Source organism: Halobacillus sp. A5 (genome assembly GCF_024189315.1).
Lineage (GTDB): Bacteria > Bacillota > Bacilli > Bacillales > Halobacillaceae > Halobacillus_A.
The window spans coordinates 484,298-496,126 of sequence record NZ_JAIZEO010000002.1 but is presented as its reverse complement, the minus strand read 5'-3'; the positions used below and the strand labels follow the sequence as shown (position 1 = coordinate 496,126).

General features: G+C 42.4%; 13 protein-coding genes. 7 read left to right on the top strand and 6 right to left on the bottom strand.

Annotated features, from left to right (window positions below; genetic code table 11):
* The first annotated feature begins 73 nt into the window (after positions 1 to 73).
* Entirely contained in the window at positions 74 to 442 is a 369-nt protein-coding gene (locus LF822_RS10625; RefSeq protein ID WP_253924003.1) for a DUF779 domain-containing protein, read from the top strand.
* 220 nt (positions 443 to 662) lie between these two features.
* Here the strand turns inward: LF822_RS10625 and LF822_RS10620 are convergent, their stop codons facing one another.
* Both LF822_RS10620 and LF822_RS23080 read right to left on the bottom strand, forming a co-directional pair.
* Entirely contained in the window at positions 663 to 1,445 is a 783-nt protein-coding gene (locus tag LF822_RS10620; RefSeq protein ID WP_253924002.1) for a DUF4037 domain-containing protein, read from the bottom strand.
* A 101-nt stretch (positions 1,446 to 1,546) separates the two neighbouring features.
* Positions 1,547 to 2,245, bottom strand: coding sequence for a GNAT family N-acetyltransferase (locus tag LF822_RS23080; protein WP_253924001.1), 699 nt, complete (start codon positions 2,243 to 2,245; stop codon positions 1,547 to 1,549).
* A 121-nt stretch (positions 2,246 to 2,366) separates the two neighbouring features.
* On the opposite strand from LF822_RS23080, the gene LF822_RS10610 reads away from it, so the two are divergent.
* Positions 2,367 to 3,368 (top strand): NADP-dependent oxidoreductase, encoded by a 1,002-nt coding sequence (locus tag LF822_RS10610; protein WP_253924000.1) that lies wholly within the window; start codon positions 2,367 to 2,369, stop codon positions 3,366 to 3,368.
* 24 nt (positions 3,369 to 3,392) lie between these two features.
* Here the strand turns inward: LF822_RS10610 and LF822_RS10605 are convergent, their stop codons facing one another.
* The 4 genes from LF822_RS10605 to LF822_RS10590 all read right to left on the bottom strand — a co-directional run bounded on the left by LF822_RS10605 (position 3,393) and on the right by LF822_RS10590 (position 7,013).
* A complete protein-coding gene (locus LF822_RS10605; protein ID WP_253923999.1) occupies positions 3,393 to 4,235 on the bottom strand; it encodes an STAS domain-containing protein in 843 nt (280 codons plus the stop codon).
* 67 nt (positions 4,236 to 4,302) lie between these two features.
* Positions 4,303 to 4,674, bottom strand: coding sequence for a thiol-disulfide oxidoreductase DCC family protein (locus LF822_RS10600; protein ID WP_253923998.1), 372 nt, complete (start codon positions 4,672 to 4,674; stop codon positions 4,303 to 4,305).
* A 3-nt stretch (positions 4,675 to 4,677) separates the two neighbouring features.
* Entirely contained in the window at positions 4,678 to 6,414 is a 1,737-nt protein-coding gene (pabB, locus tag LF822_RS10595) for an aminodeoxychorismate synthase component I (RefSeq protein WP_253923997.1), read from the bottom strand.
* A complete protein-coding gene (locus LF822_RS10590; protein ID WP_253923996.1) occupies positions 6,411 to 7,013 on the bottom strand; it encodes an anthranilate synthase component II in 603 nt (200 codons plus the stop codon). Before LF822_RS10590 ends, pabB begins: the two co-directional genes overlap by 4 nt.
* Positions 7,014 to 7,255: 242 nt before the next feature.
* On the opposite strand from LF822_RS10590, the gene LF822_RS10585 reads away from it, so the two are divergent.
* The 5 genes from LF822_RS10585 to LF822_RS10565 all read left to right on the top strand — a co-directional run bounded on the left by LF822_RS10585 (position 7,256) and on the right by LF822_RS10565 (position 11,763).
* The gene (locus LF822_RS10585; RefSeq protein WP_253923995.1) at positions 7,256 to 8,992 is read left to right on the top strand and encodes a carbon starvation CstA family protein; all 1,737 of its coding nucleotides are present in this window, start codon (positions 7,256 to 7,258) and stop codon (positions 8,990 to 8,992) included.
* 135 nt (positions 8,993 to 9,127) lie between these two features.
* Positions 9,128 to 9,511 carry a hypothetical protein gene (locus LF822_RS10580; protein ID WP_253923994.1) on the top strand — a complete coding sequence of 128 codons (384 nt, stop codon included), beginning with the start codon at positions 9,128 to 9,130 and terminating at the stop codon, positions 9,509 to 9,511.
* 23 nt (positions 9,512 to 9,534) lie between these two features.
* Positions 9,535 to 9,801, top strand: coding sequence for a cory-CC-star protein (locus tag LF822_RS10575; protein ID WP_253923993.1), 267 nt, complete (start codon positions 9,535 to 9,537; stop codon positions 9,799 to 9,801).
* Between the two features lie 16 nt (positions 9,802 to 9,817).
* Complete coding sequence (locus LF822_RS10570) at positions 9,818 to 10,771, top strand: ArsA family ATPase (RefSeq protein ID WP_253923992.1); 954 nt, start codon at positions 9,818 to 9,820, stop codon at positions 10,769 to 10,771.
* Positions 10,771 to 11,763: a zinc-binding dehydrogenase gene (locus LF822_RS10565; protein WP_253923991.1), complete on the top strand. Its 993-nt coding sequence runs from the start codon at positions 10,771 to 10,773 to the stop codon at positions 11,761 to 11,763. Before LF822_RS10570 ends, LF822_RS10565 begins: the two co-directional genes overlap by 1 nt.
* Positions 11,764 to 11,829 lie beyond the last annotated feature (66 nt).

Genomic DNA, 11,829 nt, shown 5'->3' with positions numbered 1-11,829 from the left:
GGTTATACGTACTAAAACTCCCCTATCCTTCACACCCTAGTCATACACTATAAAAACCGGAGGTGAAAAACTCATGGTTGAACGCGTAACGGCAACTGATGCTGCCCTTGACCTTTTAGCCACTTTAAAAGAGAAGCATGGTCCTCTTATGTTTCATCAGTCAGGAGGATGCTGTGACGGGAGCTCCCCTATGTGCTATCAGCAGGGGGACCTTCTCATAGGAAGCCAGGACGTGAAGCTCGGTGAAATTGGGGAAACCCCTTTCTATATTAATAGGAAGCAGTACGAATACTGGAAGCACACGCAGTTAATTATTGATGTAGTTGACGGAAGAGGCGGCATGTTTTCCTTGGAAGGCGTGGAAGGAAAGCGATTCCTGTCCAGATCACGCGCCTTTACAGATGAGGAATATAAACAGTTAAAAGCTGAAGAAGCGTTATAGGCAGACATTCCCCTCAGCGACTTTAGTGTGGATAACCTATAGTAAAGCAGATAAGTATTCGAGGGGGTTGCACGACACACTTTTTACTATTCACCTTTCAAATCCGAACTCTTGTACATGAACGGACCAAAATGTCTCAGATGGAGTGATCTGGATAAAGGACCTTAATAGAAATAAGATACTATAAAAGCACTTCGCCTGTTCATCGGCGAAGTGCTTTTTACATAGTATTGTTCTTTTCTTCAATTAAGTGTTTGATCTCTTCTATTACTGATTCTAATTCTCGTACACCCTGATCCGGGCTGGAGAGAAATACTCGATCAAGACGATTGTTTACGTCGTCAGGCTTTATATTCATCAAGTTTAAGCTCTGTTTCTGCCACTTATAAGAGGGGTGATGCACATAAAGACAGTTAAGTCCAAATAAGAGACCCATAATTTTTGACTGGGTTTCTGTCAGTAATGAGTATAACATAAGCCAGTCTTCACGTTCTATTAAAGCATAGCGGTGATTCCACTTTTCCCCTAAGTCCAGATGAGCTTCAACCATATTTTGACTAAGTACTTCTGGATATACGAGTACTTTAGCCTTTAACCCATCTAATAATTCTTCTCCATGTAAAGGGACTCCATAGTGAATGGAAGCAGCTAAACACTGATCCTCAATATTAACTTGAAACTCTTTAGTCACACGCTGGATTCTCTTAAGCACCTCTTCTGTTAAGAAACTGCTGATTTCAAATTTCACACCATTAACTGTATATACCTCTGACCACTCTTCATCTTCGTAATCGTTAAAGTGAACTATAACCCCGTTCATTCTCTCTATAACGACTTTTCGGTCTTCATCGCTCGGCGGCTCTGTCCAGCATATGTTTAATTCTATGTCTGAATACTGGTCTTCCCATCCCCTCGAAACCGAGCCCACAATATAAACCGCTTCCACTTTCTTATTTTCCTTATAAACGTCCGCAGCTTGTTCAGCTAACTGTTTTAAGTTCATGGGGCACTCTCCAGACTTTTAGATAATAGCTTTCTGTTCCTTATTTACGTCTTCTTCACCTTACCAAATATTTACCAACATTGCTATACATCCGTACGTATTTAATTGATCAGCCGGGTTTTCTTAAAGAGATTTCTTTTTGCTTTTAGATTACATCCATTGGCTTCAAATATTCTTAACATTGGAGTATTGTTATGACTAGTCGCACCAATATAATCTGAAGCACCGAATTCCTTACGAAGCTTCGTTAAAGCTAAGTGATGTAACTCTCTTCCTCTGCCCTGCCGGCGAAACTCCGGTAACACACCGAAGTAAAACAGCCGCCCTTCTTCCTTAGTGCCCGGTTCAATATGAGGCATAATAATTCCTATAGCCTGCTCATTTTCATAGGCGGTCAAGCACGACTGTAAATAAGGGGCTCCGATCTCTTTTTTCAACCCTCTCATTTGTTCTTCCATATTCAGCTTGGATGGGGCATTTAAAGAGTCCGTCATCGTCTTCTCCCATACGTCCCGGAAAAAAGATTCCGACTGTAGTCTTACTTCAATTGATGATCCATCTTCTGTATGCTCCGCGAGAGTTTTATGAACATAGATGATAGTGTCCTCCTGCACATAGCCATTTGCTTTTAATTCCGAGCCTGCTAGAAGGGTTCTTTTCTCATTTAACAATATCGAGAAGTGTTCCACCTCAGAGTATTCAGCCTCCAAATGTGTCATGAGGTTTATAACCTCCTCCTCTCCCGCTTCCTCTACCATGATAAAATTCTCCCCTTCGATTAACTTCACTTTAGAGCTCACATGCCTGCCTCCTTTTCTCCTACTCTACCACGGACAGTATTCTATAGAAGCTGATTATTTTATGACTCCGTGTCATGCCGTTACAATAATAAGCAACCCAATTAAAAAGGAGTGGAAAGAAGTGAACCGCGAAATTCATTTAGTGAAAAGACCAGAAGCTGCACCTACGCACGAGCATTTAAATATAATAGAACAGCCTGCTCCAGCCCCCAATGAAGGTGACGTACTGCTGAAAACTTTATACGTATCAGTGGATCCTTATATGAGAGGCCGTATGAACGATGCAAAATCTTACATTGAACCTTTTCAATTAAATGAACCTATTTCAGGAGGCGCCATCGCTCAAGTTGTAGAATCACGTACAAGTCAATTTGAAATAGGTGACATCGTAACGGGTGCATTAGAATGGAAAGAATATTCCACAGCAGATGGAACAGCCTTAAGAAAAGTAGACCCTTCCCTCGGGTCTGTGACGACTTCCTTAGGTATTCTCGGGATGCCTGGTTTAACCGCCTACTTCGGTCTCCTTGATATCGGAGCTCCTAAAGAAGGTGAAACCCTGGTTGTCTCAGGTGCAGCAGGTGCTGTAGGTTCTGCTGTTGTACAAATCGGAAAAATTTACGGCTGCCGTGTTATCGGGATTGCAGGATCAGAACAAAAAACAAGCTACCTTAAGGACAAGCTCGGAGTTGATGCTGTAATCGACTACAAAAAAGAAAATGTGGCTGACGCTTTACAAACAGCCTGCCCAGATGGAGTAGATATATATTTTGATAATGTAGGCGGCGATATTTCCGACACGGTTTATCCACTGCTTAATAAGTTCGCTCGTATTGTCCAATGTGGAGCTATTTCCTCCTACAATACACCAGATGACAAGGGACCTAGAATCCACATGCAGCTAATTAAATCCAGCGCACTGATTAAAGGCTTTACAGTAGGCGATTACCAGGATCGCTTCAGCGAAGGCTTTCAGCATTTATCAAAATGGGTGAAAGAGGGAAGCCTCACTTATGAAGAAAACATCGTAGAAGGTTTTGAGAATATTCCTGATGCATTCTTCGGGCTCTTTAAAGGAGAAAACCTGGGTAAACAACTCGTTAAAACAGCAGAAATAGAATAGATAAAAAGCGCAGGGGCTTGTCCCCTACGCTTTCTCCAGACTAATTCCTATTTCGTTTAATGCTTGTTTTAAATTTGCTCTCGTTTTCACCTGACTGAAATTCACACCTTTTTCCACAACAGATCGTGCAATTTCAGGACGAATACCAGTCAAAGTCGTATCTACCCCTACTAATTCTAAGGAATGACTGACCTGGAAGATAAAGTGAGCTACTGTTGTATCAATTTCCGGCACACCTGAAATATCAATCAGTAAGTACTGAAGCTGATATTGTGCGCTTTTCTCTAATGATTTTTCCATAATTAGCTGTGCACGGTCCGGATCAATCTCCCCAATTACAGGCAGAACGGCTACACGATCCGCAATCGGGACTACCGGGACAGACAGCTGATTGAGTTTATCCTGAGCTTTTTCATAAACTTCATTGTTATGCTTAATATAGATTTGACTAAATTGAAAAATCACTTTATCCAGCAGTGGGTTTATGAATTTATTCACATCTAGCACCGTAATGGCTGCAAACTGATTCTCCTGAAGCTCCCGATCAAAAGTATTCCAGATCACCGACCTGTAGAAACCCATAATCGCTATCGTTTCATTAAGCGGAATTTGCTTATCTACGGCTTCTTCTCCAATTGAGTTGGCCCACGCAACAACCTTTTCTTCTACTTCTTGGTATTCCTCAATAAGTGATTCCCCAAGAAACTGGAACAAACGAGCCCTCCATGCAAGAATCTGCTCCCTGCTTAAATCGGAATGCTGAATCTTTTGCACATAAGATCCTTTCTCATAGTTTTCGATCTCTTTGGCAAGCTCATGCTTATGGTTAATAATACGATTACCGATGTAATTCAACTCTTCTTTCATCCGTAAAGAAGCTCCTTCATTCTTTTTTATTTATTATAAGTATTTTTTACCCAATTTGTAAAAAGTTTTATGAATCCAATCTCGGTTTTTCATATTGACCAAACCATTGGTAGCGTCTGGCTGAGAACCATTTGTAAAAACGGGCACCCATCATTTCCATACCTGGCAGATACAAATAAAGAGCTAATAACGAGAAAACAGGAAGCTGCAGTAAAATAAATCGAATTGATTTAAAACCTTCAAGCACCCTCCCTTCTTTTGTAAGAAGGTGAATTTCTTCAAGAATCGGCTTTCCCTCTAAATAAGGGTATTCACCATTTTCCTTTACTTCCTGTACAGAAACCCATTTCATCCGGTTATTCCAATCAAATCGCTTAACTGACTTTTTTACATGATAGCAGAACGGGCACTGAGCATCGTAAAATACAATATGTTTCATCGTTTATGCCTCCTCAGTTAAATCTACCTGAATCCAACCGCGGACACCATTAATCATCCATATTTCTTCACACGTGTCCAGTTCATTTTTATAAATCGTTCTTTCTTTAATCTTACCTTGTTCAAGCAGCTTCCCTCGTAATGTTCCTGCCAATAAACCTGAACTTACTTTTGGCGTCCAGTACTCGCCTTCTTTCTTAACCACTAGATTCGCTATTGTAAATTCGGTCAACTCTTCCTCAGCATTCCACAGCAAAACCGAGAAAACCCCCTCCTGCTTATGAACATCATAAACAGAACGATGGGTTGTTTTATGATATAGAAAAGGATCCTTATCATCGATTGGCTCCTTGGCTAACGCACAAGTTACCCGGGTTGGAGAGTGGGGGATTCTGTCTGCTCCGCCGCTCACTGTACCGTTCTCATTCACCAGCAATCTCACTTTATATGATCCCTCCTGGTGTTGTTTTTTCCATTTTTCCAGCTGCCCGTAAACCTGTTTATCATCGAACTGGAAGTTAAAATACCGGGCAGACTTCCTAATACGGTTGATATGATAAGGAAGGAGCGGCCATTCCCCATTTTCCAATTTCATTGATTCCAGCAATTGAAACTCAGGTCTTTTTTCAAATAAAAGCTGAGCTTTCGCTTTAATTTCTTCATATTCTTTTGCCGATGTGGAATCCCAGGTGACGCCTCCACCTGTGCCGTAGACGGCTTTATTACCTTCGAGCATAATGGTTCTAATCGGAACGTTAAATACGGCATCCCCTTGGGGAGTCATAAATCCAATAGCCCCGCAGTAGATTTCCCTGGGTGATCGCTCTATGTCAGCAATGTACTCCATTGTTCTGACTTTAGGCGCACCTGTAATTGAACCGCATGGAAACAAAGCACTGAAAATCTCCCACAATGAAGTTTCCTTTTCCAGCTCTGCTTCAATGGTTGAAGTCATTTGGTGCACAGTAGGATAAGTTTCTATTTCAAACAAGCGGGTCACGTTCACTGACCCTGAAGCTGCTATTTTACCCATATCATTTCTCAGTAAATCTACAATCATGACATTCTCAGCTTTTTCTTTCTCAGATTGTAATAGAGCATTTTTTTGTTTTTCGTCCTCTTCAAATGTGCGCCCTCGCCGGGCTGTTCCTTTCATTGGTTTTGTTTTAAATCTCTTTCCTTCTTTACGAAAAAATAATTCCGGAGAAGCAGATACGACTCTACGCCCTTCTCCATAGTTCAGATAAGCGCTGTATCCAGAGTTTTGATTGTTAGTCACCTGCTTATAAAAAGCAAGATCATTACCCTCAAATAAGCAGCGCAGCTTTGTCGTGTAGTTGACCTGGTATGTATCCCCGAGTTTAATGGCTGATTTTATTTTGTTCAAACCTTCAGTATAGGCAGTGAAATCTCCATCCATTTCCCAGTTTGAAGTGTAATAGGCATCTTCACTGAAAGACGGTTCTTCAGTTACTGGTGCTTCAAATACTCCAAACCAGACCAAGGGCCACTCAGCCCCCCGGCTCACTTTATAAGAGGAGTCGAATGCAGGGGCGGCTTCATATGAAATAGAACCCGCAACATAACAGCCCTCCCTCAAAGCCTGTTCTGCTTTAGTAAATGCTGCCTCGACTTCTTCGATCCTGTAAGCTTCTATAACAAAAACAGGATCAGAAAACTGCTTAGGATCGATCTTCCCATTGCTGTCTTCAAATTCAAAAACTAAATGTATACCGCTCATACTTTGCTCCCCTTCTTCTCCCTCAAAAACTTCACCGCATTGGTATATACATTCTTAAGCATATCAAACCCCCGCTCTGTCAAAATTGCCTCAGGGTGAAATTGAATTCCTTCAATAGGAAGAGAGTGATGCCTAACTGCCATTACAACACAGTCTTCCGACAGTGCACTGATTTCCAGACAAATCGGCATATCTTCTATTGGAGTGTGAAGAGAATGATAGCGGGTGACTTTAATCGGCGTGGGAAGGCCTTGAAAGAAACTTCTTCCGTCATGTGTAATCGTCGTAACCTTGCCATGCATTGGCTGCTCCCCTTCATCAGTCCGTCCTCCAAAATATTCGACGATTAATTGATGCCCGAGGCAGACTCCCAATATAGGAACTGATCCGGCAAAATGCTCAAGGGCTTTTCTGCAGATCCCCGTTTCGCCCGGGTGACCAGGACCTGGCGAAAGAACAAGCAAAGCAGGTTTTTGCACGATCAGCTGAGCTAACGTAACTTCATCGTTACGAAACACAACAACATTCTCGTCCATCTGTTTAAAGTATTGAACTAAGTTATACGTAAATGAATCATAGTTATCAATAATGGCGATCATGGTAAACACCTTCACTTTATATTAGTACCGCATACTATTATAGCGATCCTGCACTTATTTTTCACGCTAGATCTTTTTTCCTATTACATCCAATTCCACTAAATTATCACTGAAATGTATCTAATATTTTGATAAATCTGTAAAATTCATTGAAAGTATTTTAAATAACATAGTATAATGAACCATATGTAAGCGTATACAAGAAGAAGCTTACATCTCTATTCACTTAAGGAGGGGTTAAGATGAGTGCAATCTGGCTGGCTGTAGCTGGAGGTATTATTTTTATACTAGGCTATAAGTATTACTCTAAATTTATTGCAGAAAAGATTTATCGATTAGATCCGAACTACACAACTCCTGCCCACCAATATAAGGATGGTGTAGACTTCGTCCCTACCAACAAATTTGTCTTATGGGGACACCATTTTACCTCAGTGGCCGGGGCGGCTCCTATTGTAGGTCCTGCGATCGCTGTTTACTGGGGATGGCTGCCTGCACTGCTGTGGGTATTACTGGGTACGGTTTTTGCAGCTGGTGTACATGATTTTGGGACACTTGTGCTTTCCGTGCGTAACAAGGGACAATCTGTTGGCACCTTAGCCAACAAGCTCATTGGTCAACGAGCAAAGGTATTATTCCTATTTATTATCCTACTGCTTGTCCTCATGGTAAACGCCGTATTTGCCTGGGTTATTGCAAACTTATTTATTTCATTCCCGGCAAGTGTTATTTCCGTATTTATCCAAATCCCGCTTGCGATCTGGATTGGTTATATTGTGTACAAACGTAAGAAGAGCATGCTGCTTCCTTCACTTGTTGCACTTGCGGTCATGTATGCTGCAGCGATTATCGCAAGCTATGTGCCGGCACTGCAGATTGATTTGGTGAGCTATTTCGGAGGCGATAATGCAGCACCGATCCTTGGATTAGATGCAACCGCCATGGCGTTCTTTGTATGGATCATTATATTGATGGTTTATGTGTATATCGCTTCTACACTGCCCGTTTGGAAGCTGCTGCAGCCCCGTGACTATATTAATTCACACCAGTTAATCGTAGGGCTCGGTTTACTTTATTTAGGGCTTCTATTCACAAATCCTGAGATTACAGCTCCGGTAAACAATAGTTCAGCTGATACTTCATGGTTCCCGCTGCTATTCATTACGATTGCATGTGGAGCGATTTCAGGATTCCACGGGTTAGTTTCATCCGGAACTTCCTCAAAGCAGCTCGATAAAGAAACCGATGCCCGGTTTGTCGGTTATTTAGGTGCAGTAGGAGAAGGTGCTTTGGCACTAATTGCGATTATTGCTGTAATCACTTTCTTCCCAAGTACAGCTGAATTCTCGGCCACCTACAGTGGGTTTACAGCCGCAAACGGGGAAGGGCTTGGTGTATTTATTCAAGGTGCAGCAGCGCTGGCATCTGGTTTAGGAATTCCTGCATCTGTAGCCTCAACCATTGTATCTGTCATTGTTGTAAGCTTTGCTGCCACAACACTTGATTCCTCTGTACGTCTCATGCGTTATATTATCGCCGAGCTTGGTACAGAATACAATGTAACACCATTAACAAAAACTCACGTTGCTACTACTACTGCAGTTTTGTCAAGTGCGGCTTTAACACTTATTCCTCAAGGACCAAATGGGTTTGGTTCAGGCGGATATCTGTTGTGGCCGTTGTTTGGGACATCAAATCAGCTTCTGGCAGGGATCAGTTTACTGCTGATCGCCATTTGGCTGAAGCGTCAGGGCCGTAATTATTGGCCGGCTGTTATTCCAATGGCCTTCCTAATGTTCATGACTCTGTATGCAATGTTCCTGCAGGTCATGACCCAATGGGCGCCTTGGGCCGGGCAGAGTGACTGGCTGCTCTTCATATTCGGAGCGATTATTTTCGTCTTCGCCCTGTGGATTATGTTCACGGCAGCTTCTGCCTTAATGAACAGTAATAAAGACCGTATTTCTAAAAGTGCTTAACTAATTATTCAAGCTTAAAAAGAGGGGGGCCCCTCCATCAGAGAATATGAACATTATTGTTGACAAAGAGAGTCGCGCATTGCATGTGCGGCTTTCTCTGTTTACCCGGTCCCACCATAAGAAAGGAGACTTATTATGGTCGAAATAATGATACTCAGAGCTGAGAAAGAAATTGGAATGGGCTGCTGCGGGGGTGTCTGCGGTGAAGGGTTTATAGAAATGAGAGATGAATTCAAACATCACGAAAAGGACCGCATACAGCTGGGCGAGCTTTATCAATACCTCAGCACTAAGTTTGGGGACCAAATTCAAATCACTTACCTCGACCCAAGAAACGTACTTATCATCGGGGCCTACTTTATTAAACAATGGAGAAAAGGACATATTACGTTCCTCCACGCTTTTAATAACGTAACACGCCAGATAAAGTACAATGCGATTTTCGTAAACGGTAAATATTCTGAGAGTTCTGCAGGCTGTGATACACTTGTTGAAGAAATGCTTACCCTCTCACACTAACCTTTTATAAGAGGTGAACCTAAATGGCTGACCGTAAATTCTCATTAAAACGTCTATTCCAATTCTATGATGAAGTCCTCAGTCTCCCCCACAAAAATGAGATTGCAAGGGAATTAAGAGACGAGGACGATCTTTTTCTTCTGCTCGTCTACTCTGATATGCTCGGAATTCCTAATCCGGCTTTTTATTATACGCTGGAACTCTACCCATTCATTATTGAGAGATTTCACGACTGGCACTTACGGATGGGGATGGAGAAGTCACCGTTAGATGGTATAAGATGCTGCTAAGAGAGGACTGTCAAAAATGACCGATATCCAGGCTGATAAAATTTTATTTGTGGGAGGCAAGGGCGGTGTAGGAAAGTCCACCTCTTCTGCTGCCTTAGCACTCGCTTCGGCCAGATCAGGCTATAAAACACTTGTTGTCTCCACTGATCCCGCTCACAATTTAGGAGACATTTTTCATAAAAAGATAAAGCACGAGAAAACCCTGCTTGAAGAGAATTTGTGGGGGATTGAAGTGGATCCTGCCCGCGAGTCTAAGCGTTACATTCAAGGAGTAAAAGATAATTTACAGGGGCTCGTGAAATCCCGGATGGTTGAAGAAGTCCACCGGCAGATAGATATGGCCAGCGCTTCTCCCGGAGCTGATGAAGCTGCCCTATTTGATCGTCTGATCTCTATTATTTTAGAAGAAGCAGATGAATTTGATAAAATTGTATTTGATACCGCTCCAACCGGTCATACGATCAGGCTGCTCACCCTCCCCGAACTGATGAGTGTATGGATAGACGGAATGCTTGAACGAAGAAAGAAAATCACGGACAATTATACTGAGCTTTTGAATGATGGTGATCCTGTTGATGATCCAATCTATGATGTGCTTCAAAAAAGGAAGGAAAAGTTTGCCGCTGTAAGAGATATTATATTAGACTGTAAACAAACAGGCTTTATTTTTGTTTTAATTCCTGAGCGTCTCCCTATTCTGGAGACACAACAGGCCATCAAGCAGCTTGACCAGCACCACCTCCACATTAGGACATTGATTGTTAATAAAGTACTTCCTGAGCACGCGGATGGTGTATTTTTAGAAAAACGCAGGATCCAGGAAAAAAACTATTTAGATGAAATTGACAGGGTATTTAAGAAACAGCGGCTGATTAAAGTTCCTCTTTTTGAAGAGGACGTGTCCGACATGGACAAACTGTCGATTTTCGCAAAGCATTTATCCACATTAATGAAGGAGGATTCACCTTAATGAAAGCTGTTAACCACTCAAACATAGAAGGACTTGAAGGATTATCTTACTCCGATATGGAAACTCCTCAGATAGAACCTCATACGGTCAGGGTCAAACTCAAGACTGCCGGTTTGAATCGAAGAGACGTCGCCGTTACGAACCGTCATAAAACGGATCAGCCGCCTCTTATTCTTGGCTCAGACGGTGCAGGAGTCATCGATGAAGTAGGAGCTGAAGTCAAACATTTAAATGAGGGTGATGAAGTTATTTTAAATCCTGGTTTAGGATGGAAGCATAACAGTGATGCCCCGCCGGCCGGATTCGAAATTCTAGGCCTCCCTGACCATGGCACTTTCACAGAATATATCACTATAGATGGAGACCATGTTGAACCAAAACCTTCCCATTTAAGCTGGGAAGAGGCCGGTGTCCTGCCGCTTGCTTCTCTTACGGCCTACCGCGTATTATTTACGAGGGCAAAAATCAAACAGGGAGACACGGTGATGCTCCCGGGAATCGGAAGCGGTGTGCTCACCTTCGCCTTAAAGTTCGCTAAAGCCGCTGGAGCACGGGTGATCGTCACCTCCCGCAGTGAAGATAAATTGCAGAAAGCAAAAGAACTGGGCGCCGATGTTGGAATTTTAACGCAATCTGACTGGAACGAAGAGTTAAAAGAAGAAAACGTGGATGTACTAGTGGAAAGCATAGGTCAGGCTACTTTTTCTAAATCCTTGAAAGTCATCCGAAAAGGCGGAACAATCGTTACTTTTGGAGCGACCACGGAAGACGAAGTCACCATCGACATCCGTCAGTTTTTCTACGGTCAGTATAATCTTCTCGGGTCGACAATGGGAAGTGGTGAAGAATTTAAAGCCATGCTTCAATTTATTGAACAGCATGACATTAAACCAGAGGTCGACAGGATGTTTGATCTGTCCGATTACAAGAAAGCGTTTAATTACTTGCGTGATACAAAAAACTTCGGAAAAATAGGATTTTCGATCAGCTAGATCTTACCCTGTGACGGTGTCCGTCACGGGGTTTTTCATCGCTTCTAGAAACGACCTAGTAATGTT

Excerpts from the sequence above, each read along its gene's own strand:
- LF822_RS10625 (WP_253924003.1), top strand. The coding sequence starts at position 74 with ATGGTTGAACGCGTAACGGCAACTGATGCTGCCCTTGACCTTTTAGCC.
- LF822_RS10620 (WP_253924002.1), bottom strand. The coding sequence starts at position 1,445 with ATGAACTTAAAACAGTTAGCTGAACAAGCTGCGGACGTTTATAAGGAA.
- LF822_RS10605 (WP_253923999.1), bottom strand. The coding sequence starts at position 4,235 with ATGAAAGAAGAGTTGAATTACATCGGTAATCGTATTATTAACCATAAG.
- LF822_RS10600 (WP_253923998.1), bottom strand. The coding sequence starts at position 4,674 with ATGAAACATATTGTATTTTACGATGCTCAGTGCCCGTTCTGCTATCAT.
- pabB (WP_253923997.1), bottom strand. The coding sequence starts at position 6,414 with ATGAGCGGTATACATTTAGTTTTTGAATTTGAAGACAGCAATGGGAAG.
- LF822_RS10590 (WP_253923996.1), bottom strand. The coding sequence starts at position 7,013 with ATGATCGCCATTATTGATAACTATGATTCATTTACGTATAACTTAGTT.
- LF822_RS10585 (WP_253923995.1), top strand. The coding sequence starts at position 7,256 with ATGAGTGCAATCTGGCTGGCTGTAGCTGGAGGTATTATTTTTATACTA.
- LF822_RS10580 (WP_253923994.1), top strand. The coding sequence starts at position 9,128 with ATGGTCGAAATAATGATACTCAGAGCTGAGAAAGAAATTGGAATGGGC.
- LF822_RS10575 (WP_253923993.1), top strand. The coding sequence starts at position 9,535 with ATGGCTGACCGTAAATTCTCATTAAAACGTCTATTCCAATTCTATGAT.
- LF822_RS10570 (WP_253923992.1), top strand. The coding sequence starts at position 9,818 with ATGACCGATATCCAGGCTGATAAAATTTTATTTGTGGGAGGCAAGGGC.
- LF822_RS10565 (WP_253923991.1), top strand. The coding sequence starts at position 10,771 with ATGAAAGCTGTTAACCACTCAAACATAGAAGGACTTGAAGGATTATCT.